Consider the following 24,714-nt stretch of genomic DNA (forward strand, 5'->3'; position numbering starts at 1 on the left):
TTTCATTGGCGATGCCTATTGTTGTTTTGGAAAGTCGAGTTCAGCCATGGGCTACGCGCGGCGCAGGCGCGACAGCATCTGCAGGTTGGGCATGTACTTCATGATTGGCCGCATGCTCGACCAACCAGGCATTGCGCTTGCCGACAGGAAGAAGGAAATAGGCCAGGGCCGGGAGCAACAGCAGCGCACCGACCATGTTCCAGACGAACATGAACGCCAGAAGAATGCCCATGTCGGCCTGGAACTTGATCGGAGAGAAAGCCCATGTACCCACACCAATGGCCAGGGTGACGCCGGTCAGCATGACCACCTTGCCGGTAGAGAGCAGCGCACGGTAATAGGCCTGCGAAAGGCTTGTCCCCTTGCGCAGATGGCCGAGCATGATGCTCATGACATACAGCGCGTAGTCCACGCCGATGCCCACGCCCAAGGCGATGACCGGCAGCGTGGCGACCTTCACACCAATCCCTAGCCAGACCATCAGCGCCTCGCAAAGGATCGAGGTGAGCATCAGCGGGATCACCGCGCACAGTGTGGCGCGCCAGGAGCGGAAGGTGATCAGGCACAGCAGAATCACCGCACCGTAGACCCAGAACAGCATCTCTCGGTTGGCCTGTTTCACGACAATATTGGTGGCCGCTTCGATACCCGCGTTGCCAGCCGCGAGCATGAACTGCACTTCTTCAGTGTCGTTGGCAGCAGCAAAGGCTTCGACATGATCCACCAGGCGAGTCAGCGTCTCGGCCTTGTGGTCGGTGAGGTAAACATACAGGGTCAGCAGGTTGCACGCCTCGTTGTAAAGCCCTCGAGGTGCGCTGGCGGTGATCATGTTCAGCGTCGCCTGGTTGTTTTGCAGCTCGTACCACTTCGGACTGCCTTCGGACAGGCCGACCAGCATGCGACGGTTGAGCAACGCCAGCGAATTGGTCGAATCCACGCCTTGCAGGCTGCGCAACTGCCAGTCCAACTGGTCGACCTTGCGCAGGATGTCGTACCGCGCACAGGCGCCCGCCGGTGTATGGACCATCACCGCGAACAAGTCGCTACTGGCGCCGTAGTGCCGGGTGAGAAAAGCATCGTCCTGGTTATAGCGCGAATCGGCTCGCAGTTCCGGGGCACCTGGGTCCAGATCGCCAACGCTCAGGTGCAGGCTGACCATGAAGCCCAGCACCGCCAATGCAAGGCTCACTGCCACGCACACGCCGGCCCAAGGACGGCGGGTGAACAGATCGAGAAAGCGCCAGAAGGCGTGCCGTGCCTGGCCACACTGCTCGGCTCGCTCGCTCTTGAGGCTGAGTTGCGCGGCCTTCGGGCTCACCCCAACATAGGAGAGCAGCACCGGCAAGAGGATCAGGTTGGTGAAGATCAGCACTGCGACGCCCAAGCTGGCGATGATGGCGAGATCCTGAATCACCTGGATCTTGATGATCATCAGCACAGCGAAGCCCACGGCATCGCACAGCAGCGCAGTAAGACCGGCCAGGAACAGTCGTCGGAACGTGAAACGTGCCGCCACCAAGCGATGCATGCCCCGCCCGATGTCCTGCATGATGCCGTTCATCTTCTGCGCACCATGGCTCATTCCAATCGCGAACACCAGGAACGGCACCAACACCGAGTACGGATCCAGCTCATACCCCAGCAAGGGCAGCAGGCCAAGCTGCCAGACCACCGCCACCAGTGAGCAGATGACCACCAGCAGTGTGCTTCGTAAGCAGCGGGTATAGCTGTAGAGCACAACCGTGGTGATCAGGATCGCGGCGGCGAAGAACAGCAGAATTTGCTCCAGACCGGCAATCAAGTCGCCGACCTTCTTGGCGAACCCGGTCACGTGAATAGCAGTGCTGTCGCTCTGAAAGCGGCTGCGCAGTTCCTCGATTTGGGCGGATAGTTGCGCATAGTTCAGCGGCTGACCGTCGGCAGTGGTCGCCAACAGAGGGACGTAGATAATGCTGGAGCGCTGATCGAACGATACCAACTGGCCAATCTCGTTGGACAGTTGCACGTTGCGTCGCAGTTCTGCCAGCGAGTCAGGGCCGCCGTCGTATTGGTCAGGAATCACCGGCCCCCCGTCCAGGCCCTCCTCGGTCACCGATACCCAGCGTGTGGCGGGAGTCCACAACGACTTCATGAACGCACGGTCAACGCCGGGAAGCAGGTAGATCTGATCGCTCAGCGCCTGCAGGGTCTTCATGTAGTCGGCGTCGTAGATATCGCCTTTTTTATTGACGACAGCAATACGCAGCGCGTTGCCGAGACCAGACAACTCCTTCTGGTTCTCCAGATAGTTGACGATGTAGGGGTGCCCGGTGGGAATCATTTTTTCGAAGCTAGCGTTGAGCTCAAGGCGGCTCGATTGCCAGCCCAGCAGCAGCGTGCTCACCAGGCAGACCAGCAGCACCCAGTGCCGGTGATTGAACAAGGCTCGCTCAATCAACGAACCGGAACGCGGGTCGAAGGCTTGCTGGCTGGCAGACGTATTGAAAGTCATGAAATCACTCCGAAACCTTCGCAGCAGATGAAGACAGCTGAGACAGACCGGTCAGCCCAGCAGCGACCAGGCTGCCGTCCGCGGCCTGGGCCAGCCCGGTAAGAGGCCGCCCTTGGGGTGGGATCAGCTGCTGCAGACGGTGGCTGGTAGCCCCCAGAACGAACACGGCACCCACTTGATTGGCCAGCAGCACACGGCCATCTTTAAGGCGCGTGCCATCGCTGAATGAAACCGGCATGGGCACTGCCAGCGGTTCAATTACCTTGCCAGCGCTGCGGATGAGGAAGGCATTGCCTTTCAGTCCGCCTAGCAACAGCGAACCGTCTTGTCGCGGTACCAGCGTAAAAAACGTGCCCTCATAGGGGCTGGGCAGTTGCTCGAAGTGCCGACCATCATCGCTGGAGCGGGCCAGGAAACCCTGCTCACCGGCCAGGTACCAGTCACTGCCTTGTTGAGCCACCGCATACAGATGCAAGCCTGTCGGGTTGTCGATTTGGCCGGCCACCGACTGCCAAGTCCTTCCACCATCGACAGTACGCAGTGCCATACCATAGGCGCCGACGACCAGGCCGTGTTGTTGATCGGTAAAGTGCAGGTTCAGGAACGGCTTGTCCGCCCCCTCATCCATCAGCCGCTGCGCCATCTCGACACGCGCCTGAGCCGAGTCGACATCCGCCGTGACGCCCAGCGCCTGCTGGGCCGCAACCAATTCCAGCTCAGCAGCATGCTGCCCTTCGAGCTGCACCCGCCAGTTTTCACCGCCATCCTCACTAAACAACACCACACCGGAGTGGCCTACTGCCCAGCCATGTTGTGCATCAACGAACTGCACTGCCGTCAAGCCTACGGAAACCGGCACGCTGGCCTGACGCCAGATCAGGCCATTGTCATCCGACAACAGGATCAACCCCCGCTCGCCCACGGCAACCAGTCGGTCCTCTGCACACACGACACTGCTGAAAACAGCATGCGCTGCATTCGATATCTGCATCGCAGGGCTTTGCAACACGCCAGCCACAGCCAGCGGCTGTGCTTGCGTGGCTAATGAAAAGGGCAAGGCAAGGGTCAAAAGAAGGCCACTTGTCCATCTCGATCTGCTCATCATTCACCTCGAACTGCTTCGAACTGGGAGGGCTCATGGGCCCTCCCGATCAGGCTCTAGCGCACGCCTCGGCCGGCCATGGCTGCTGGCGAAAACTCGGAGGACTTATAGCGATCGACGATCGCGTACTGCTGTGCTTTGCCCGCATAGAGGTTCTGGATGAACCAGGTGTTGGAGGTCAGGTCGTAGAAACCAGAGGACAGTTGCGCCACTGCGGGGATGTCCGGCATGACAGCCGGCAGCGACCAGAGACTCTTGGACAGTCGGCCGTTGGCATCCCAACGATCACCCAGAATGGCCTGCCAAGTGTCCTCGTCGAGGTAGTAACGCCCTTTCGGCAATTGATGGCGCTTGCCAGGGGCAAGCTCAGCTTCCACGACCCATACGCGGTGCAACTCCCAGCGTACGTAGTCCGGGTTCATATGGTGCTTGCCCAATACATCTTCTGGGTTGTTCGCGGTTTGCACTTTGTTGGTGTTGTAGGGGATGTACATTTCCTGCTTACCGACCAGCTTCCAATTGAAGCGGTCCATGCGCCCCTGAAACACATTCAACTCATCGAAGGACATGACGCCGGCGGTAGCCGGAGTCGGCGTGTCGCAGCAGGCGTTGGGCAGCTTGCGCACACGTCTCTGACCCGCCAGATAGACGTGCGCCTGACTCTTGTCGCCGTTCAGATTCGTGCGCCCCATGATTTGCTCGCCCGCACGCAGGGCTGGACCAACGTTGGTCAACCGGAACAACCAGTAATCGCCATCGAACTTATCAGCCGAACCCTCTTGGTAGTAATAGGGCATCTCTTGGATGGCTTTGCCGTCCGTAGTCATGACGGGTGTACCCTCGGCAGTCACCAGGTAATGCCGGAAATCCATGGCCAGCGGCGTACCACGCCAGTTCAGGAGGTGATTCCACATCGCCTCGCTGCCGTTTTTCGGCACTGGGAACGGAATACCGCCATAGGCACCTTCTGGGATCAGGCCCGCACTGCTCTCGACCAGCTTGGTGTTACGCGCATTCTTCGCGGTGTTGTCGTACACCCACTGCGGTGCGGCGGCAGTACGGTGGGTCGGGTAGATATCCAGACGATAGGTGTCTGGGTAGCGCTTGAGCATCTCCTTGGTACCGTCGCTAATCTTGCCTTCGTACTGGGCCATGTTCTTCGCGGTAATACTGAACAGCGGCTTTTCCGAGGCAAATGGATCGCTACGTTTGCCACCGGGTTTGAAGGAGGGATCGACCGTGGTCATGCCTCCTGTCCAGGCAGGGATACTGCCATTGGCGTTGCCGGATGCTTCAGCGCCAAATGGTGTCAGGCTTTTGCCAAGATCGTCGGCGGTAGCAGCGATCACTGGCTGCAAGCTCAGGGCCATCGCTCCTGCGAGCGTCAGGCAAAACGTCTTGAGTGCAAACTGAATAGCCATGTGCGCGATCCTCAGAATGTGGTTTTCACGGAGAAGGCCAAGTAATCGCGATCTTTCAACGACTGCTTGTAATTGAACTGGCTGGCCGAGTTCAGATTGGTGTCCTCGGGGCCGTAGTAGTGTGTGTAAGTCAGCCCGAGGGTGACGCGGTCGAGGTAGGTGGCACTCACGCCAATGTTGAAGTCCCCGCCCTTGTCTGGGCCAAAAGAGCCGACTACAGCGGATTTACCCATTGGGAAGTAGCTGACACCGATTGGCACACTGAGATCGATGCCAGGCATGACCTGGCGATACGTAGGGGTGTACACCAGCTTCATGCCAACCGCGTCGTCAGTAGCATTGGGGTCCAGCGCACTGCGGTTCTCGGTAACTTTGAGCAGACGGTTCCAGGCGACCTCGGCGACCAGTCCAGACTCTTGGGCAATAAAATTCGGCCCGAACGACGCGATCATGTTGAGGTTGACATGTGCGGTTCGGCCGATGGCGTACAGGGCATCATCGTTATTGTCCGCGTCCACGCCGGGAAGGACCGTCTGGCCATTGGAAACGAGTGGCATGTTCCAGCGCATGGAGGCTTCACCCGCGAAGCTATATTCACCCATCGTGGTGATAAAACTGGCTCCCAGCGCCCGGATATCTTCTGGGTAAACCCAGTAATACTCGCCGATCTTTCCGGTACTGAACTCGGGGCTGGCACTGGGTTTCAGGTAGAGCTTGGGCGACTTGTCGTGATATTGGATGGCATACAGGCCGTATTCGACCGTATCGTCAGTGATGCGTAACTGCACCCCCCCCTGTCCGGAGCTCCTGGCCTTCTTGTCTTTACCGTGAAAAAACGCTGCTGGGCTGTTCGGATTACCACCGAGGAATGCTGGAAACGGATCACCCACGATCAAGCGTTCATTGCCCTCTCCGATAGTGTCACTCACGGAGAAGTAGCTACCCGCTCCTGGCAAGCGTGTCTCTTCCCACTCGAACTGATAGAAGGCGCCGAGGGAAAGATCATCTGTAAGTTGATAGGTCGTGGAGATCTGGCTGACTGGACGCGTGATTTCCTTAAACTGCGTGTTAGGCACGGAAACCGCCTTTACCACATCAACGGGCGCCATGCCGCCAGCAATGCCGTTAGCTCCAAAGAACAGACTCTCGCCCCACACCAGGCCATGGCGGCCCAAGCGCACCGACAGGGCTCTGTCGGCAAGCTCGCCGTTCCAATATGCGAAAGCGTCGAGTAGTTCGGAGTCCCCACCATGCAGGTGGCGTGTATCGTCGGTGAACTCGTCATAGGCAACCGAGCGGGCGTTGGCACGGGCAGGATCATTGTTGTCGCTGTCTTTCTGGTACTCGGTGTCGTACCAACCGGCTGCACTGACACGGGCACCGAAGTCGCGAAAGCCCATGTCCAGTTCGCTGAGGATATCCAGGCGATTGGAGATTAGGCCTTTACCGAAAGCACGATCACCATCATCCTGATTGCGCGCGACCTGTCCCTCAGAAAGCTTGCTGCTGCGGTCCTGCATACGCCAGGCGGCGCTGTACTTTATGGTGTTATCCCAGCGCAGACTGAAATCAGGGTTTCCAGTATCAATCTGGAATGCAAACGCCTGGTTAGTACATGCCAATAGTGCTGCGGCAAGAGTCAGGCGTTCGGCAGCCAGCTTTCGCCAAGGTGCAACGAGCTCTCGATTTGCCATCGATATATGCCTCTTTTTTGTTCTTATGAGCGTTTTTTGCTTTCTTTACACATCGCTGTAAGGTCACGCGGATCGTGTAAAGCGCCTGTGCAAGGTCACGCCGGCGGCAGATCGGCGAGCGCGGCCGCCTTCACGGCGTCAAATCGGTCGAGCGGTGACCTCCAGCATTTCCTTGACCAGACCGATACGATCGAAGTCGCGATCGCGCGCCATCTCCCTCTCACCAGCTAGGAGAGATTTCTCGCCGATGTATTTACAGCGCTCGAAGCGACGGGTCATGAAGCGCGCCAACTGCTGCCTCAGATCACCTTCAGCGGTCAGCTCCTCGCCAAGCACCAGGGCATCTTCGATCGCCATGCCGGCACCTTGGCCCAGATGGGGAGTAGTGGCATGCGCGGCGTCACCAATGATCAGGACGCGACCGCGATACCAGGGTTCGTCGACGAACACGGCTTCGAGCGGTTTGTAGACCACCTGCTCATTGTCAGCAATCTGCTCACGCAACTCGGCGATCAGTCCACCCATGCCTTGCAGGCGTTGGCGCATTTCGGCAGCCAGGGAGTCGTTGGGCATCCAGGGATTACCTGGCTCATGGGAGGTGGTGAACATGTACATGAGCTCGTCGGACAGCGGTACCAGACCGGCGTTACCTGCAGGCCCCTGATAGTTGGCCAGATGATTGATCTGCGGCAGACGCGGGAAGTTGTAGCGCCATACCGCCTGGCCAGTGAATCGCGGCATGTACTTGTTGCCGAACAGCATCTCGCGCACCTTGGAGTACAGGCCGTCCGCCCCCACCACGAGGTCGTAGCGAGCCCTGGTGCCATCGGTCAGTACGACATCCACGCCGTCTTCATCCTGCTCCAGGGATTGCACAGTGGTGCCAAGGCGCACCTTGGCGCCGAGCTCGATGGTCGTCTCGCTCAGCACCTTGTGCAGGGCACGTCGAGAAATACCGACATTGGCGGGGTACTGAGGACCGGCCAGGCGCTGACCTGGGATGCGCGCCACTGGCTGACCGTCGGTGGTATAGATGGCGACGTCTTCGAAGGCATAGGCCGCATCGAGATAAGCATCGAGCAGGCCCAGGCGCGACATCTCACGCACCACATTGCTCTGCTGAATGATACCGACGCCATAAACGGTCCACTCGGATTTAAGCTCGACCAAGTCGACGCTAATACCCTTGCGGCGCAACGCGATAGCGGCGCAAAGACCACCAATTCCACCGCCGACGACCAGAACATTTTTAACTGAATTCATGGCACTTCTCGCTTCTTGTTCTTATTTGAAATGGCCGCTGGCCGTGGTGCGGTGCACCTTGACCCTCAGCTTCTGGCCAAATCAGGAATTTGACTAATCGCATGTTCGAATTCGATGTATCGTCGATCGCGATACCTCAACTCACTGCAATGCCAGCTCATCGACCGCCAGCCACCCCTCCTGCTCCCTCCAAGGTACGGCCACCAACCGCTCACCCAAGCAGGGTCCGAACACGCAAAGACCCGTGTCAGGTACGAATTGGGCGCCATGCGCATAGCAGATGACTCGAGAACCATCGGCAGACAGGAAGCGGTCCTTGCGGTAGTGCAGAGGAACATCCAGATGCGGGCAGCTGTTGCGATAGAGGTACAGGGCCCCCGCGTAACGCAGGGCAAATAGGCTATCCTTGCCACGCTGCAACGGGTCGAACCCACGCGACTGCCCCTCCACCAGTTCATCGAGCCGGCAAAGCGCTACAAACACGCTCAACCCTGCTTGGGCGGCGGACCGCCAGGGGCCCACTTCTCGCGGGAAGAGAACAGAAATAGCTGCGAGTTATCCGCAGACATCGGCGCTTGACGGGCCACCCACTCATCATCATGAGTGTCCATGTCTGCGTCGTATTCGATGTGACACCCCAGCGGGCTGTTGAAGTACCAGAACCAGTTGGAGCCGAAGAGATGACGGCCCGGCCCCCAGAAACTGGTCCAACCTTTTTCCTCGAACCGCCGACCAGCCAGAAGCACCTCGGTCCCGCTGCCCATGTGGAAGGTGAAATGCTCGCAACCGCGCATGTGCGGTGGTGTCTGGATCATGAATAGGCAGTGGTGATCGTCCATTGCTCCGGTGCGCATGAACGGACCGACCCCGACGAAGGTATCGGTGGTGACGAAGCCTAAACGGTCCCGGTAGAACGCTTCGCCTTTCGCGGCATCAGGCACGAAATACACGACGTGCGACAGCGTACGTGGCAGTGCTGGCATATCCGGCGTGATGCCTGGCTTGTTGGCCGGGCGCTGGGGAGGCGACCCGGGCGCATTGGTCAGATCGGCCTCAGCCTCGAAGGCTCGACGGCAGGTAACTTGAAACGCCAGGGCGAAGCCCAGGTCGTCGACACTACGCAAGATACCCCGGTCATCTCCCACCACAGCACGGTCACTTCCGAGCTCGTCGGCAATCGCATCAAGGTCGGCCGAAGACTCGACGCCATAGATGGTTTCGCGAAGGGAAGGCGCCGGCCCCAAGGCAGGAGGTAGGGTCGGATCGTCATGCCGACGAATGATGATGGCTGTGCCATCAAGCGCTTCAAAGCGGCCTCCTCCTTCGTTCAGCTCGACAGCGGCCAGGCCGTAGTCGCGCAGACAGTCGGCACAAGCCTGAATGTCATCGACGCCAAATACCAGCGCGTCAAGGCCAATGATTTTCATTACTACCACTCCATTGAAATTGTTTTCCCGGCGCGTTGGCGGGACGCCGGTGAGGGAGCCGGGCAGCACGCTAGAGCCACGACTTGGCGCTCACGATGGAGGAAGCCGACGATGTGGACCAATCGTGTGTAGGGATGAGACGTATCGGCAAACGCAATACATGGCGCAAGGCACATTCGCAGGCGCCATGGCTTGAGGAGTGAGCAGAAAGGGTTGACTAAACGATAGTTGGCGGCAAATGTATCTCGAAAATAAATACAACATTCCGGAAAAATGAACATGCGCTTCAACCATCTCGACCTGAACCTGCTGGTCGCTTTGGATGTGCTGCTGGAAGAGCAGAACATCACCCGCGCGGCCGAACGCCTGCACATGACTCAGTCCGCCACCAGTGGTGTTCTAGGTCGCTTGCGGACATTCTTCGAGGACGAATTACTGGTGCAAGTCGGCCGCAAGATGCAGCCTACCCCCTATGCCTTGGAACTCGCCAAACCGGTGCGCGAAGTACTCTTGACCATTCGTTCGTCCATCACCACGAAACAGGTGTTCGATCCGGTCTCAAGTAAACGGCACTTCAAGCTGATGGCGTCCGACTATCTGATCACTGTGCTGTTCTCACAGGTGATTCAGAAGATTCACGAACAGGCACCTCACATCACATTCGACATGATCGCGCCCAACGATGGCGACTTACTGGTACGTGGTGAAATCGATCTAATGATCGTCCCGGAACGCTATGTAATCGAAGGACACCCCTCGCATCTGCTGTTCGAGGAAGAGCACGTCTGCGTAGTCTGGGCGGGCAACACATTGGTGGGTGAGCAGTTGTCGCTTGAACAATACATGGAGTTGGGGCACATCTCAGTAGGCTTCGGTCGCAACCGCAGCTCGAGTATCGAAGAATGGTTCATGAACCAGTACGGTTTCAATCGTCGCCTGGAAGTGATCACTCACGACTTCAATACCGTTGCACAATTGGTGGTCGGCACCCAGCGCATCGCCACCATGCACCGTAGGCTGGCATATCTCTATGCTAAATACCTGCCACTACGCATTTTGCCCACGCCCGTGAAAATTCCGGCCATGCGTGAATTCATGCTCTGGCACCGCAGCATGGACGGAGATCCCATGCATCGATGGCTACGTGAACGCATTCACGAATTCATCAAGACGGTCGATCACGCGGCTCCAGGCATCGCAGAACGCGATACCTCGCATCCGAAGTAACGATTAGCCTACTCGGCGCGTGGGTCCTTAAGGTGACTCGGCACTACGCCTACAAGTTGGGCGTGTCAGACGAACTTAAAGGACAATAAGAATGTTCCGTTACTTCCCTACCAATTACGTCTGGGACCTTTCCGTCAACCTGGCCATCGAGATGGGCGCACGCATCGGTGAAATCGAAGAGATGTGCAAGCCGCTGGCCGAAGCTGCCAAACATCCGGATGCCGCCGGTACTGCGGCTTTTCGCGAGACGTGGGCAAAAATGGCCAACAAGCTGTGCAGCATGGCCGAGGAAGATGAAGCCGCTGGGCGCATGTTCTCAGCTGGCGAGAAATACAACCGGGCCTCGACGTACTACCTCACCTGCGAGCGCCTTCAGGCTCATGGAGCTCCTGGTCGCGAAGCGCTTTATCAGCGCGTTTTACAAACCTTCGCGCGCAGCATCGAGTTGTCCAAGGAGAACTGCGAGCGGGTAGAAATACCCTACGAGGGAGTCCATCTATCCGGCCTGCTGGTACGCGCCGAAGGTGTCACGGGGCCGGCTCCGCTGTTGGTGCAAGTCAACGGACTGGATTCGACCAAGGAAATGAAATATCGCGTCGGCCTGCCCGCCTGGCTGGCCAAGCGTGGCGTGTCTTCGTTGATCATCGATCAGCCGGGTACCGGGGAGGCGCTGCGCCTGCACCACCTGACTGCGCGATACGACAGCGAACATTGGGCTAGCCGCGTGGTGGACTGGCTGGAGACCCGCGGCGACGTCGATGCCAAGCGAATCGGCATGGAAGGCGTATCCCTCGGCGGGTACTACTGTCCGCGCGCAGTGGCGTTCGAACCACGCTTCGCCTGCGGCGTCGTATGGGGTGCCAACCACGACTGGCGCGATGTGCAAAAGCGCCGTCTAGAGAAGGAAGGTAACTTCCCGGTACCGCACTACTGGGCTCACGTGCAGTGGGTATGGGGAGCCAAGGACATGGAGGACTTCATGCGCATCGCCGAGAACGTGCACTTGGACGGCGTCCTAGATCGCATCAAGGTTCCATTCCTGGTTACCCACGGCTCGAAAGATTCGCAAATTCCAGTGAAGTGGGCCGAACGCACCTATGAGCAACTGATCAACAGCCCGAAGCGCGAGCTGAAAATTTTCGACGAGCGTACCGGTGGAGTCCAGCACTCAAGCTTCGACAACAGCATCAACGCTGGTCATTTTATAGCCGACTGGGTTGCTGAAACCCTCGGAGGTCGTCTCGCCTGAGCGCAGGATTGCCTATGTTATTCGTAGGCACTTCCTAGCTTCATTATGACGTTTGGAGGTGCCTAGGAAATCAGGGGCGATTCAGTCAGTCACGACTGACTGCAATCGACCCATTGCAGACATTGCTAAACCACCAGAGCGCGTCTTGAAAAAGCAACAAGTGGTGCCAGACAGAAAATGAAGACATCTCTTCACCTCAGTGCTGCAGGGAATACTTCAGGCGTGGTGCGCTGTTCCCATCTTGCAACGGCTTCCGGGAGCATCAGCCTTCCAGGGATGAGGCTCCTGTCGATCAAGCCAATAACTTACAAGCCCCACCCAAACTGCCACCGCGTATAGCGCAAGTACCCTTGGCGAACACCCGTCTGGGCAGATAGGATGTCTGCTCACTCAGATGACTTTGCACTTCAATGCTGCTCAATGACCAAGCCTCGCGGGTGACCTCATGACGCTCAAGTCGTCGTTTGCAAATGTACTGCGGGCAATGCGCGGCATGCGAAATATCACTCAACGGGAATTTGCCGATACCACCAGCCGCACCTACCTGTCCAAATTGGAAGCTGGTCGGTCGAGTATCACCCTCGATAAGCTGGAGCAGCTCAGCGAACGGCTGAACTTGAGCCCACTGGCAATTCTCACGTTGACCTTGAGCGAACATACTGGACAGTCAGCCAATGAGCTCATTGCGACGCTCCGAGATGAAATCAGGGACCTGGAACAAGATGGGTGCATCCCAGGTCTTCGGGCTACGCTGGGCGATGAACCTGTAATCGGTAGAGCACCTCGTGCACTTCGGCGCTCCTCCGCCAAAGCCCCAAGGGCCACGCAGGTAGGCGCGATGCAACCGGAGCTGCCCTTTTCAGACTGAGGCAGCTCGCCCCAGCTAGCGGCCGCCCAGCCGGTGCGACAAAACCGAACCCTCTACATTCCGTTTAGCGCATGCCACCGCCAGCCTAACTGGTCATTGTGAAAACCAGTTACTCAGCTGGATTTCACCATGATGCTTTCCCCCTACCCCTTACTCATCATCTGCTTGGTTGCCGTCACGGCCGCCGCTCAGGACGTGCGCGAACGCTCCGATCTTGGCCTGATGCAGCGGCAGATCGATGCCATCGCGCTGCTGGCTGATAGAGCACGCAGCAGCGCCACCGGCACCACCGGCACTGACCGAGATCGTTATCGCTTCGACTACTCCAGATTAATCGAGGACTTGGAGCGCGTGCGGCACGGCATCAACAACTACCTATCGCCCTCACGCGCGCAGCCGGCCGACCTGGTCGAACTGGCTGGTAATTATCGTGCTTACGCGCCCCACTCGAGCCCGTCCAATGAGCATGACTGACGCCCAACTCAGCGCATTCTCCGCCGTGGCCGGGTTCACCCCGCAGCTCAGCTCGGTGCTGTGGCGCTCTTCGGTATTGGTGCTCGCGTTGCTCTGGTGCACCTGGGCCCTCTGGACCGGCTACCGCGGCTGGGCGGCCGGCAACCTCAATTTTGGCGCTCTCGGCGGCAGCACGCTGCGCCTGGCCCTCGCCCTGATCGTGCTGATGTTTTTCATGCTGTCGTAACCCGGAGACCTTGCCATGAAACTCTTCCACCATTGCCACCGCTCGCTTCAATTGCTGCGGAGCACCTGTTCAAAAGCCCTGTTCGGCGGTCTGGTTTTGCTGAGTTCGACGTTCGCCAGGGCCGACCTGCCGACCATGGAAGCGCCCTCCCGGGGTGAAGGTTCAGGACTGATCGATACCATCAAGAACTACGCCTACGATGGCGGCATCCTGCTCGGCCTGTTGATCGCCACCCTCGCCTTCCTCGGCGTGGCCTGGCATTCGCTCACCGTCTACGCCGACGTGCAGAACCAGCGCAAGACCTGGAAGGACCTCGGCGCCGTAGTCGGCGTCGGCGCGCTGCTGGTGGTGGTGATCCTGTGGTTCCTCACCAAAGCCGCGACGATTCTGTGAGGTCCTCATGTTCGACACCCCTGCCACGCTGCCTGACGGCACGCTGACCTTCCTGCCGGAGCGACTTAACCGTGACCCGGCCGTCCTGCGCGGCCTCACTAACGACGAGATGTGGGTCGCCCTGATCGCCGGTGCCGCGCTGGGCGTGATCCTCGGTGCGCCGCTGGCGGTGGCCACCGCCTCCATCGCGACTTTACCCACCTGCATGTTCTTATGCATGGCGTTGGTGTTGCTCGGCGGCGGCAAGCTGCTGCGCCGGGCCAAGCGTGCCCGCCCCGAAACCTGGTTGTACCGGCGCCTGCAGTGGCACCTGGCGGTGCACTGGGGCATCGGTATCCACCAACTGATCCTCCATTCGGGGCCGTGGACCGTGCGCCGTACGCGCCGGCATAGGAGAGCCAACCCATGAGCCGCTTCCGCAACAAGGTGGATGCGCAGCAGGCGCATATTTTCAGCCTGCGCCTTGCCGTGGCAATCCTGGCGCTGCTGTGCTGCGGGCTGTGGTACGGCTGGCAGGCCGCGCCCTCCGAACTCACCATTCACGTACCACCTGATCTGCGCTCCGGCAGCACGCGCAAATGGTGGGATGTGCCCCCCGAGAACATCTACGCCTTCGCCCTGTACATCTTCGGCCAACTCAACCGCTGGCCCACCGACGGTGAGGTCGACTACCACCGCGCGATCTTTGCCCTGCAGCCCTACCTGACACCAGCCTGCAAGACGTTCTTCGACGGTGATTTCGAATACCGCAAGGCTGCCGGCGAACTGCGTGGCCGGGTGCGAGGGGTGTATGAGGTGCTGGGCCGCGGCTACAGCGACGACCCTGATCTACGTGTGAAGCAGCTGGATAAGCACAGCTGGCTGGTCAAGCTCGACCTCAACGCCGACGAATACTACGCCGCGGAGCCGGTGAAACGCGTGGTGGTGCGCTATCCGCTGCGCGTGGTGCGCCTCGACGTCGACCCTGAACGCAATAAGTGGGGCCTGGCGCTGGACTGCTACGAAGGCACACCGCAGAAGCTGACACTGCCGGGAGGTGCGTGATGATGCGTGTCTTGATCCTAATTCTGGTGATGGCCAGCGGCTGGTGTTCAGCGGTCGGCGCCGTCGAGGTCAAATACTGGGAACGCTTGCCCTTGGCCGTTCCGCTCACGGTGGGCCAGGAGCGGGTCCTGATGCTCGATGAAGACGTTCGCGTTGGACTGCCCAGCGCGATCGCCAGCAAGCTCCGCGTACAGTCCGTCGCGGGTACGGTGTACCTGCGCGCCGCCGAAACGCTCCCTCCTACCCGGCTGCAGCTGCAGTCGGTAAAAACGGGCGACATCATCCTGATCGATATCGAGGCGTTTGAGGGCAGCGAGGCGCTGGAACCGGTCAAGATCGTGGCCCAGGCTCAGTCGCCAGACATGGAAGTCGCGAAGGATGCCGCACCTGCGGCGACGCCGATCCCGGTGGTGCTTACCCGGTATGCTGCGCAGAACCTCTATGCGCCTCTGCGTACCGTGGCGCCATTGCCCGGTGTACGGCGTGTACCGCTGAGCGACTCCATCGCGTTCAGCACCTTGCTGCCGACCGAACGGGTTTCGATCAAGGCGCTTGCAGCGTGGCGGCTGGGCGGCTACTGGGTAACGGCGGTAAAGATCGTGAATCGCGGGCCCGGCAAGGTCGCGCTAGACCCGCGTCACCTGCAGGCCACGCTGTACGCCGCGACGTTTCAGCACGCAGACCTTGGTCTCGCGGGCACGCCTGAAGACACCACCGTGGCCTACCTCGTCACCCGCGGCGGTGACCTGAAGCACGCGCTGCTGTTGCCCCCGCCAAAACCGGAGGCTGCCGATCATGAAAGCTAACAGCCTGCTGAAGTGGTTGGTACCCGGGGTCCTGCTGGGCATCGTGCTGATCATCTTCAAATCTTGGATGGCTGCTCCGGACGGCCAGCCCGCTCATGATCCAGACAAGACCACGCTCAGCGCGGAACAGGCCAAGGCCCTGGGCATCGCGGGCGACACCCCACGCGACACCGTAGCGACGCTGATCGGCCAGGTCAAAGCGATGCGCAGTGAGATGCAGACGCTGAAGAAAGGCAACGATGCGCTGCAGACCGAGAACAACCGGCTGCGCTCGCGCGAAGGCAATATCGACACGCGCATCCAGAGCACCTTGAGAAGCGTCACCCAGCAGGTCACCGAGCAGCGCCAGCAGGCCAATGATGCCCGGCAGAAGGCCGAACAGCAGCAACGCGAAACCCAGGGCCTGCTGTCCAGGCTCAAGGACCAACTCACCAACAAGCCGGCCGCGAAGTCGGATCTCCCCGCAGGCTTTGGCCTTGAGCCGGGCGACGAGCAACAGTTTTCGGCTGCGCAATCGGCGGCCGACGCAGTGCAATGGATCGAACCGTCGAATGCACGCGCCGGCCAAGAGGACACCGGCACAGCCGACGGGCCGCTGTCGTCGTTGACCTCGAGGTTCAAGGATCTGCATGGTCTGGATAACAACGCCATCGACCGCGGCCAGGACCGCTTGCGTGCCGTCGCGAAAGGCGAACGTGACCTGGGGAACGCCCAGGGCCGTACCGAAGGCGCCAGGCCCGTCTACACCATCCCCGAGAACTCGACGTTGATCGGTTCGATAGCGATGACCGCGCTGATTGGCCGAGTACCGGTGGACGGCACGGTGAACGATCCCTATCCGTTCAAGGTGCTGGTGGGGCCCGACAACCTCACCGCAAACGGCATCGACCTGCCGGACGTGGTCGGCGCGGTCATGAGCGGCACCGCTACCGGCGACTGGACGCTGTCCTGCGTGCGCGGCCAGGTCGAATCGATCACCTTTGTCTTCAACGACGGTACTGTCCGCACAGTGCCGCAGCCGCAGAAGGTCGTCAGCCGCAATCGCAGCAGCAACCAGACCTCGGGCACCGAGAAGATCCGTGGTGGCGTGGGCTACATCTCCGACCCTTACGGCATTCCCTGCATTTCCGGCGAGCGCCGCTCCAACGCCCAGCAATACCTGGGCAGCCAGAGCCTGATCACCGCGGCCGGCGCCGGCTTCGCCGCGGCCTTGGGCAGCGAGCAGACCAACACCTCGTTCATCAATTCGTCCAGCGGCAGCCTGGGTTTGACCCAGAACAGTGGCAACAGCGCGCTGAATTCGGTGATCAGCGGTGGCATCGGCGACATCCGTGAGTGGATCAACAAGCTCTACGGCGAAGCCTTCGCCGCGATCTACGTACCGCCCGGGGCCAAAGTGGCCCTGCACCTGGACCACGAAATCAACATCGACTACGAACCCAAAGGCCGGAGAGTGAACCATGAAAGCCCATCCGTCTCGGTATTGGATCTGGATTAGCCTGCTGCTCGGCCTGCACCTGGCCGGCTGCTCCACCGGCAAGGAGGAAATGCTGCCCCACGGAGATCAAACCATGCTGGACATCTGGAACGGCGGTGGCTCCGTCGGTTCCCAGGAGCAGTTGCAGGAAGCGCGTGGCGAACTGCGCCGTCCTGTGCTCGACCCTGAGCGCCTGATAGGCAACCAAAGCGCTTACACGCGAACGGCTGCCAACGAAATCCGCGCCCAGTTCCCGCGCCTGCCCAATCCGGACCTGGTCATGTACGTGTACCCGCACTTGGCCGGTACCCAGCAGGCACCGGTACCTGGCTACTCCACGGTGTTCTCGCTGTACGAGAAGGTCCAGTACGCGCTGCCCGGCGAACGCCTGGACGATCTGTGATGGCCGATGACGCAAGTCGCGACCCGCCACGCTGGAAGCCCTGGCGCGCGGCACAGGGCCGGCGCGCGACGCTTGCCGACGAGGCCGCACAGTATGCGCACAATCCCAGCTTTGCCGATCACTTGCCCTGGGTCGAGTACCTCGATGACGAGCAGTGTTTTCTGCTCGACGACAACCGCTCGGTGGGCGCGGTGTTCGAGCTGCAGCCGATCGGGACCGAGGGCCGTGAGCCCGAGTGGCTGATGGCGGCCCGCGACGCCCTGGAAGATGCGCTGCAGGACAGCTTCGACGAGCTGGACCAGACGCCCTGGGTGGTGCAGTTCTTCTGCCAGGACGACAGTGACTTTGCTCCGTACCTCGAACGCCTGGAGCGCTATATCGCGCCGAGGTCTCGCGGCACACCGTTTACCCAAGCCTTCCTCGCTTCGATGCAGCGTCACCTCGACGCCATCGCTAAACCTGGGGGGCTGTTCGACGACCATGTCGTGTCCCACCTGCCCTGGCGCGGCAGCAATCGGCGGATTCGCCTGGTGGTCTACCGCTGGCTCGGAGACCAGGGGGACGAAGACGGGCAGAGCCCGACTCAGCTGCTGAGCCGCACCTGCGACCGCCTGGTCGCCTCGCTGCAGGCCTGCGGGGTCAGCCCTAGACGATTGACCGGACGCGACTTCTACGCCTGGTTGCTGCCCTGGTTCAACCCGTCCCCTGCTCTCACCGGCGAATCCCCCGCGGCGTTCTATCGACGGGTGCCCTATCCGGAGACGGACGACGGCCAGGAGCTGCCGCTGCCGTTCGACCACGATTTCGCCGAGCGGCTGTTTTTCCAGGAACCGCGCTCCGATAGCGAACAGGGCCTCTGGTACTTCGATCAACAACCTCATACGGTGATGGTGGTCGACAAGCTGCGCAGGCCACCGCATATCGGCCAGCTGACCGGCGAAACGCGAAAGGGCGAAGCCTTGAACGCCTTGTTCGATCAATTACCCGAGCAGGCGGTGATGAGCCTGACCCTAGTGATCACTCCCCAGGATGTGCTCGAGGAGCAGCTCAACCGCCTAGCACGTAAAGCCATCGGCGAGAACCTCGCCTCAACCCAAACCCGCCAAGACGTGGAAGAAGCCCGCGCGTTGATTGGGCGCCAGCACAAGCTGTACCGCGGCACCTTGGCGTTGTACCTGCGCGGTGCGGATGAGCAGCAACTGCGCCAGCGCTCGGTCCAGGCTGCCAACGTGCTGCTCGGCGCCGGCCTGCATCCGGTGCGCGAGGGCGATGAAGTGGCGGCGTGCAACAGCTACCTGCGCTGGTTACCGATGATCTACAACCCGGTCCGAGACACGCGCAACTGGTACACCCGGCTGTTGTTCGCCCAGCATGTTGCCAACCTGTTGCCGCTCTGGGGTCGCAGCATCGGTACCGGCAATCCGGGCATCACCTTCTTCAACCGCGGCGGTGCACCGCTGTCGTTTGACCCATTGTCACGTTTCGACCGTTCGATGAATGGCCACCTGCTGTTGTTCGGGCCGACCGGCGCTGGCAAGTCAGCCACCCTGGTCTCTATCCTGATGCAGGTCATGGCCGTGTACCGGCCGCGGCTGTTCATTGTCGAAGCGGGCAACTCCTTTGGCCTGCAGGGCGACTACTTCGCCACACTCGGTTTGTCCGTCAACAAGGTGCAGCTCAAACCAGGCAGTGATGTCAGCCTGGCGCCGTTCGCCCATGCCCGGCGGCTGATCGAGCACCCGGATCAGGTGGCCAGCCTGTCGACCGAAGACCTGGATGAAACTGCGCCGGACAGTGATGAGCAGCGCGATGTGCTGGGCGAATTGGAGATCACCGCCCGGCTGATGATCACCGGTGGTGAAGCCAAGGAAGAGGCACGCCTGACCCGCGCGGATCGCAGCCTGATCCGCGAGTGCATCCTTGATGCCGCCCAGCACTGTGCAGCGACCGAACAACAGGTGCTGACCCGTCATGTCCGCGATGCCCTGCGCCAGGTCGCCAGCGACGCCCATTTGCCTGACAAACGCCGGGAACGCGCCCAGGAGATGGCCGAGTCCATCGACCTGTTCTGCCAGGGCTTCGAGGGCGCCCTGTTTGACCGGCCCGGCACCCCCTGGCCAGAGAGCGATGTGACGATAGTCGACCTCGCCACCTACGCCCGTGAGGGTTACGAGGCGCAGATGTCGATCAGCTACATCAGCCTGATGAACACGGTGAACAACCTGGCCGAGCGCGACCAGTACCTCGGGCGTCCGATCATCATGGTCACAGACGAAGGCCACATCATCACCAAGAATCCGCTACTCGCCCCCTTTGTAGTCAAGGGAACGAAGATGTGGCGCAAGCTGGGTGCCTGGTTCTGGCTGGCCACGCAGAACCTGGCCGACTTCCCCGACTCGGCGCAGACCATGCTCAACATGATCGAGTGGTGGATCTGCCTGAACATGCCGCCGGCGGAAATCGAGGAAATCGCCCGCTTCAAGAAACTGACGCCGGCGCAAAAGGCGCTGCTGCTCTCCGCGAGCAAAGCCTCAGGCAAATACACCGAGGGCGTGGTTCTGTCGAAGAACCTGGAGACGCTGTTCCGCGCGGTGCCGCCGAGCCTGTACCTCGCACTGGCCATGACCGAGCCCGAGGAAAAAGCCCAACGCTGGCGACTGATGGAGGAGCACCAGCAGTCCGAGCTGGAGGCCGCCCTGCAGGTCGCAGCGGAGATCGATTACCTGCGTGAGATGGTGTGACCGATACCGCCAGGACTGTTCGCAAGCCCTTAGTTCAGCAAAAAATCGGCAAGAGCACATTTGTACTCTTTCGGTAATCTGCCTGACTAGCTCTGCCAGATCAGCCGCCAGACGAAATCGATAAACCCGGGCTCAGTTTGTTTCCCGTCCTCCAGTGCCGGATCCGGGATGCTGAAACTTGGCGCATGGATGCACACCGCTGCCACCTGCCGAGCGTTGCCCATGAACCTGACCGCCTCTACCGCCTGCAGATCACCGAAGCCCAGCAAGACCGGCCGAAGTCGTGCGCTCACTGCGGCGGTTCTGCTCATCGCCGCCGAGCAGTGCCTGGCACTGACCACCCCGACCATCATCGCCTCCGTCACTTCGCTGCAGTGCCTGGAGTACCGGGTCGTCGGGATCTGCTACTGGCTGCTGTGCACGCCGTTCGGCTGCACGGTGCGCACCTCGCCGAAGGTCCGGCACTTCATTCCCGAGCTGGTGGTGTCGAGTTACGCCGATACCGGCGGCAATCCTTGGAGCGAGATGTCGGCACTGTCGACGCCGACGCCAGCATCACAAGGCGGTGGCAACCTGATCACGCCTTCGCCGCAACGCGATAACCTGCCACGGTTCAAGAATGTCGATGGCGTCGGGCACCCTGGCGGAGCTGCACTTACCGCCCTGGCGCACACGTTCGGCTATGCGTGCCCAAGCGGTGCCGTGCCGTTTGCACCCTACTACCTCAGTACCCTCGACCCGCTGGCGTGGCGCCAGGCCATTCCCGAATCCGTCTACCCGCAGGTACTGGTGCCGGGAATGCGCGAGATCGGCAACCAGGCACTCGGCGACATGTGGGGTAGCGTCTACCCACGCCACGGATTTCTGGTGCAGCCCGACGACTTCAAGGCGGCTGCCGTGATGGCTCAGCGTGCCAGTGACTTCATCACCCGCGCTGGCCAGCCGCATGTTTATCGGCCGCTGCAGCCGATGCCCGCTCCCGGCTACTGGCCGCCGCAGCCGGTGATTGAGAACAACGTCAACAACCACCGCTGGCAAATGCTCGCGCCGGTGATCCAAAGCACCTGCGCCATCTTCCCCAGCCCAACGATCCAGAGCGCCGACGGCGCCTATGCCTGGTCGCTGTGGCGACCCTACCGCTGCTGCCAGCGCATGGGCCAGACATTCCTGTTCAGCATCGATTTTGACGGAGGCCAATGATGAAGACCTTCTCGCTCGGTCTGCTGTGCTTCCTCGTCTATGCCGTGGGCCACGCCGCCGAGAACGGCTACCACCTGGGTGACCAGGCACCGGTCCTGGATGACCGGGTGATGTACACCATCGGCGGTGGTTCGGCGGCAGGAGCTCCCTCCTCACTTTACCGACCCAATGGCCTTGGCGTGGGCATGTCATGGCGCGCCAACATGATGTGCGGAAACATGAACCTCTCGAACACCCTGCAGAACCAGCTCAATGGCGCCACGCAGGGTTTCCAGCAGATCATGGGCAACGTCATCCAGAACGCCACACAGGCAGTGATGTCGCTGCCGGCGATGATCATCCAGCGCGCCAACCCCGGGCTGTATGAGCTGCTGAGCAATGGTGTTCTGCAGGGACGGATCGACTTCGACCGATCCAAGCTCACCTGCCAGGCAATGGCGGCGAAGATGGCCGACAAGGTCGACCAGGCCGGCTGGGGCGCGCTGGCGCAGAACCAGGAAATGCAGCACAACCTCGAGCAGTCCGGCGGTGATGCCGTAACGGCGGTGAGGGACACCGAATCCAATAACGGCAACAACGGCGTCAGTTGGGTCGGTGGGCAGAAAGCCGGAGGCAACGGCCAGCAACCCATCCGGGTGACGTCGGACGTCGTCAAAGCCGGCTACAACCTGCTGCACAACCGGGCGGTCGAGGATACCTCGGCCCTTGGTTCGGGTTGCCAGAATGGCGCCATCTGCCAAGCCTGGTCGAGTCCTGAGGAGGCATCCGAGTGGGCGACGCGTGTGCTCGGGGAAACCGAGGTGCAGACCTGCGACGACTGCGAGACGCTGCGAGTAACTGCCGGTACCGGCCTGTCGCCGCTGATCCAGGAGATCTACACGGAAAACCTTGAAGGCTTGCAACGCATGGTATCGGGTGCCAAGCAGCCGACACCAGAGAACCTGGGCAAAGTCTCTAGCCCGTTGCTGCAGGTCTCCCGCAGTGTCATCGAGGGGCTGCGCGACGACCCCGACCAGAACCTGCTGGCCCGGCGCCTGGCCAGCGAAACCGCACTATCGAGCGTGATCTACAAGGCGATGCTGCTGCAGCGCACGCTGTTTGCCGGCAGCCATGAGCCTAACGTGGCCTCAGCACAGCCCGCCACCAGCGCCCTCAATGGCAACGTCGAAACGCTGGAGCGCGAGATCCGCCTGCTGCAAACCGAGCTACAGGTACGCCAGTCGCTGGCCACCAACACCGCCAGCCTGGTCCTCGATCGCCACGCCGGCGGCGCCGATGCCTCGCGCAACATCGATCAGCGTGATCCGGAGCCGGACCGTTTGCGCCGAGCCGAACAGGAGAGGAGCACGCCATGATCTTGATTTCGGTGAAATCCACGCTCGCACGTGTGCTGATGATCCTCGGCGCCATGTTAGGGATGTTGTTGATGGCTTGGATGGCGCTGCACCTGTCCGTGGCCCAGTTGAATTGGCTCGAACCTGCGCGAGGGACAACGCCCTACTTCGTGTGTTGGCGTGCGCTCTTGTACACCCTGATTTTTACCGGGTGGGCCGCAGCGTTGCGCAGGCGGCCCACGCCTGCAGATCAACAACGGCTGAAGCGCCTGGGATTGATCGGCTTCAGCTCGATCATCTTGGTCGAACTGTCTCGCGTGTGAGGTGCAACCATGAACATGAGCACCAACAGCTACCTCGAGTATTACCTTTCGCTGCTGGCCTGGATCATCAATAACGGCATCTGGAACACGCTGGCGGACACCGGGCTGTTCGCCGCTCCGTTCGGCGCGATCATCCTGCAGGAATGGCTGTCGGCCCGCCAACAGGGTGCCGACGAGGGCAACAAGGGGTTGTTGTCGATCCCCCGTGTCGAGAACCGGCTGTGGATGAGCTACGTGGTCATATTGTTTGGCTGCATGCCGTTCTTTCCGCTCAACCTGTCCTCCGTAAGCTTTGACGATGCTGCGAGCCAGCGCTGTGGCGTCTCCATGGCCAAACCTGCGGAAACGGCTTGGGGCACGACCTTCAACACCATCGGCGAGAAGTCAGCGAACGTGCCGGTGTGGTGGTTCCTGGTGCATGCCATGAGCAAGGGCATCACCGCCGCCGCGACCGCATCGATCCCCTGCGCACCTGACATCCGTGCGATGCGCATGGAGATCGACAGCTCACGAATCAACGACCAGGTGCTGCTGCAGGAGGTCGCCGATTTCACCCGGGACTGCTACGGCTTTTCGCGCTCACGGCTGTTTACCAATCGACCCGAACTCGACGAAGCGCAGAGCTATGACGCGTCCTGGATCGGCTCGACCTACCTGCTCAACACACCGGGCTACTACGATACCGATCGCTCGCGAATGCCCAGGGTCGATTGGCCATACGACGAGACGAGAGATACCTCCCTGCCCCAGCTCGACAACGGTGCTGGTTATCCCACCTGCAAGCAGTGGTGGAGCGATGGCACGGTCGGCTTACGTGATCGCCTGGTGGCCAAGGTCGATCCGTCGTTGCTGTCGCAGCTGCGAGGCTGGCTGACCGGGCGCACTTCTACTGAGATTGAAGACGCCACCCTGCGCGAATTGGTAAGCCCACGGCAGCAATCGTTGAGCATGGCACCCGGGCAGGTATTCCAGGACTACGGCAGCAGTGCCCGGGGCGGTTCACTGACGCAAGGGCTTAACAACCTGGCCACCAACACCGGCCTGGCCCTGGGCTCGTTCAGCAATTTCCCGGCGATGAATGCCTTGCGTGCAGCCTTACCGATGGTTCAGGCATTCCTGATCATGGGCACGATCATCAGCTTGCCACTGGTGCTGCTGATCAGCACCTACCAACTCAAGGCGCTCATGACCATCACGTTTGCGCTGTTCACCCTGCACATGCTGACGTTCTGGTGGGAGCTCGCGCGCTGGATCGATTCGAGCATGCTCGAAACCCTGTACAACCAGGTCTCTGCCACAGACCAAGCGTTGTTGTCGTTACCAACAGCAGGACTCATGGATGGGACGGTTACCGCGCAGGTGATCGAATATGTGATGGGCGCGATGTTTGTGCTGTTGCCAATGCTTTTCATCGGAGCTATGAGTTGGGCAGGCTACAACGTAGGGAGCGGCATCCAAACCCTCCTCACCAGAGGGACAGAGGCTGCCCAGACACAAGCCGGAAAAGGTTCATCACACCTCATGACTGGAGTTCAGAAAATGAAGTAGGGG

General features: G+C 60.6%; 23 protein-coding genes. 16 read left to right on the forward strand and 7 right to left on the reverse strand.

All coding sequences use genetic code 11. From position 1 onward, the window contains the following. Positions 1 to 40: 40 nt before the first annotated feature. The 7 genes from CAG00_RS06365 to CAG00_RS06395 all read right to left on the reverse strand — a co-directional run bounded on the left by CAG00_RS06365 (position 41) and on the right by CAG00_RS06395 (position 9,398). Positions 41 to 2,491 (reverse strand): RND family transporter, encoded by a 2,451-nt coding sequence (locus tag CAG00_RS06365; RefSeq protein WP_085663820.1) that lies wholly within the window; start codon positions 2,489 to 2,491, stop codon positions 41 to 43. A 4-nt stretch (positions 2,492 to 2,495) separates the two neighbouring features. Beyond that, on the reverse strand, positions 2,496 to 3,593 hold the full coding sequence (locus CAG00_RS06370; protein WP_085663821.1) for a YCF48-related protein: 1,098 nt from the start codon (positions 3,591 to 3,593) through the stop codon (positions 2,496 to 2,498). A gap of 56 nt (positions 3,594 to 3,649) precedes the next feature. Beyond that, on the reverse strand, positions 3,650 to 5,014 hold the full coding sequence (locus tag CAG00_RS06375; protein ID WP_085663822.1) for a DUF1329 domain-containing protein: 1,365 nt from the start codon (positions 5,012 to 5,014) through the stop codon (positions 3,650 to 3,652). An 11-nt stretch (positions 5,015 to 5,025) separates the two neighbouring features. Continuing rightward, a complete protein-coding gene (locus tag CAG00_RS06380; protein ID WP_085663823.1) occupies positions 5,026 to 6,708 on the reverse strand; it encodes a DUF1302 domain-containing protein in 1,683 nt (560 codons plus the stop codon). A gap of 138 nt (positions 6,709 to 6,846) precedes the next feature. Continuing rightward, positions 6,847 to 7,971: an FAD-dependent oxidoreductase gene (locus tag CAG00_RS06385; protein ID WP_085663824.1), complete on the reverse strand. Its 1,125-nt coding sequence runs from the start codon at positions 7,969 to 7,971 to the stop codon at positions 6,847 to 6,849. Between the two features lie 141 nt (positions 7,972 to 8,112). Continuing rightward, entirely contained in the window at positions 8,113 to 8,454 is a 342-nt protein-coding gene (locus tag CAG00_RS06390) for a Rieske 2Fe-2S domain-containing protein (protein ID WP_139832737.1), read from the reverse strand. A 2-nt stretch (positions 8,455 to 8,456) separates the two neighbouring features. Next, positions 8,457 to 9,398, reverse strand: a complete 942-nt coding sequence (locus CAG00_RS06395) for a VOC family protein (protein WP_085663826.1) — start codon at positions 9,396 to 9,398, stop codon at positions 8,457 to 8,459. A gap of 279 nt (positions 9,399 to 9,677) precedes the next feature. Here CAG00_RS06395 and CAG00_RS06400 point away from each other — a divergent pair, with 279 nt between their 5' ends. From CAG00_RS06400 to CAG00_RS06475, 16 genes are all read left to right on the forward strand, one after another. Beyond that, positions 9,678 to 10,625: a LysR family transcriptional regulator gene (locus CAG00_RS06400; RefSeq protein ID WP_085663827.1), complete on the forward strand. Its 948-nt coding sequence runs from the start codon at positions 9,678 to 9,680 to the stop codon at positions 10,623 to 10,625. A 91-nt stretch (positions 10,626 to 10,716) separates the two neighbouring features. Continuing rightward, complete coding sequence (locus tag CAG00_RS06405; RefSeq protein WP_085663828.1) at positions 10,717 to 11,874, forward strand: S9 family peptidase; 1,158 nt, start codon at positions 10,717 to 10,719, stop codon at positions 11,872 to 11,874. A 445-nt stretch (positions 11,875 to 12,319) separates the two neighbouring features. Continuing rightward, entirely contained in the window at positions 12,320 to 12,742 is a 423-nt protein-coding gene (locus CAG00_RS06410) for a helix-turn-helix domain-containing protein (protein WP_085663829.1), read from the forward strand. A 129-nt stretch (positions 12,743 to 12,871) separates the two neighbouring features. After that, positions 12,872 to 13,216, forward strand: coding sequence for an RAQPRD family integrative conjugative element protein (locus CAG00_RS06415; protein WP_085663830.1), 345 nt, complete (start codon positions 12,872 to 12,874; stop codon positions 13,214 to 13,216). Further along, positions 13,203 to 13,442 carry a TIGR03758 family integrating conjugative element protein gene (locus CAG00_RS06420; RefSeq protein ID WP_041167230.1) on the forward strand — a complete coding sequence of 80 codons (240 nt, stop codon included), beginning with the start codon at positions 13,203 to 13,205 and terminating at the stop codon, positions 13,440 to 13,442. The genes CAG00_RS06415 and CAG00_RS06420 overlap by 14 nt, the downstream gene beginning before the upstream one ends. 15 nt (positions 13,443 to 13,457) lie before the next feature. After that, positions 13,458 to 13,835 carry a TIGR03745 family integrating conjugative element membrane protein gene (locus tag CAG00_RS06425; protein WP_085663831.1) on the forward strand — a complete coding sequence of 126 codons (378 nt, stop codon included), beginning with the start codon at positions 13,458 to 13,460 and terminating at the stop codon, positions 13,833 to 13,835. 7 nt (positions 13,836 to 13,842) lie between these two features. Beyond that, entirely contained in the window at positions 13,843 to 14,244 is a 402-nt protein-coding gene (locus CAG00_RS06430; RefSeq protein ID WP_085663832.1) for a TIGR03750 family conjugal transfer protein, read from the forward strand. Then, positions 14,241 to 14,879, forward strand: coding sequence for a PFL_4703 family integrating conjugative element protein (locus tag CAG00_RS06435; RefSeq protein WP_085663833.1), 639 nt, complete (start codon positions 14,241 to 14,243; stop codon positions 14,877 to 14,879). The genes CAG00_RS06430 and CAG00_RS06435 overlap by 4 nt, the downstream gene beginning before the upstream one ends. Beyond that, positions 14,879 to 15,685, forward strand: coding sequence for a TIGR03749 family integrating conjugative element protein (locus tag CAG00_RS06440; RefSeq protein ID WP_085663834.1), 807 nt, complete (start codon positions 14,879 to 14,881; stop codon positions 15,683 to 15,685). The genes CAG00_RS06435 and CAG00_RS06440 overlap by 1 nt, the downstream gene beginning before the upstream one ends. Then, positions 15,675 to 17,183: a TIGR03752 family integrating conjugative element protein gene (locus CAG00_RS06445; protein WP_085663835.1), complete on the forward strand. Its 1,509-nt coding sequence runs from the start codon at positions 15,675 to 15,677 to the stop codon at positions 17,181 to 17,183. The genes CAG00_RS06440 and CAG00_RS06445 overlap by 11 nt, the downstream gene beginning before the upstream one ends. Further along, on the forward strand, positions 17,146 to 17,565 hold the full coding sequence (locus CAG00_RS06450; RefSeq protein ID WP_085663836.1) for a TIGR03751 family conjugal transfer lipoprotein: 420 nt from the start codon (positions 17,146 to 17,148) through the stop codon (positions 17,563 to 17,565). The genes CAG00_RS06445 and CAG00_RS06450 overlap by 38 nt, the downstream gene beginning before the upstream one ends. Further along, positions 17,565 to 20,306: a conjugative transfer ATPase gene (locus CAG00_RS06455; protein ID WP_085663837.1), complete on the forward strand. Its 2,742-nt coding sequence runs from the start codon at positions 17,565 to 17,567 to the stop codon at positions 20,304 to 20,306. Before CAG00_RS06450 ends, CAG00_RS06455 begins: the two co-directional genes overlap by 1 nt. 222 nt (positions 20,307 to 20,528) lie before the next feature. Continuing rightward, positions 20,529 to 21,506, forward strand: coding sequence for a TIGR03756 family integrating conjugative element protein (locus CAG00_RS06460; protein WP_085663838.1), 978 nt, complete (start codon positions 20,529 to 20,531; stop codon positions 21,504 to 21,506). Next, positions 21,506 to 22,861 carry an integrating conjugative element protein gene (locus CAG00_RS06465; RefSeq protein ID WP_085663839.1) on the forward strand — a complete coding sequence of 452 codons (1,356 nt, stop codon included), beginning with the start codon at positions 21,506 to 21,508 and terminating at the stop codon, positions 22,859 to 22,861. Before CAG00_RS06460 ends, CAG00_RS06465 begins: the two co-directional genes overlap by 1 nt. Beyond that, positions 22,858 to 23,163 (forward strand): hypothetical protein, encoded by a 306-nt coding sequence (locus CAG00_RS06470; RefSeq protein WP_085663840.1) that lies wholly within the window; start codon positions 22,858 to 22,860, stop codon positions 23,161 to 23,163. Before CAG00_RS06465 ends, CAG00_RS06470 begins: the two co-directional genes overlap by 4 nt. 9 nt (positions 23,164 to 23,172) lie before the next feature. Further along, positions 23,173 to 24,711: a conjugal transfer protein TraG N-terminal domain-containing protein gene (locus tag CAG00_RS06475; protein WP_085663841.1), complete on the forward strand. Its 1,539-nt coding sequence runs from the start codon at positions 23,173 to 23,175 to the stop codon at positions 24,709 to 24,711. The last annotated feature ends 3 nt before the right edge of the window (positions 24,712 to 24,714 follow it).

The sequence above is a fragment of the Pseudomonas sp. B5(2017) genome (genome assembly GCF_002112825.1).
GTDB lineage: Bacteria > Pseudomonadota > Gammaproteobacteria > Pseudomonadales > Pseudomonadaceae > Aquipseudomonas > Aquipseudomonas putida_Z.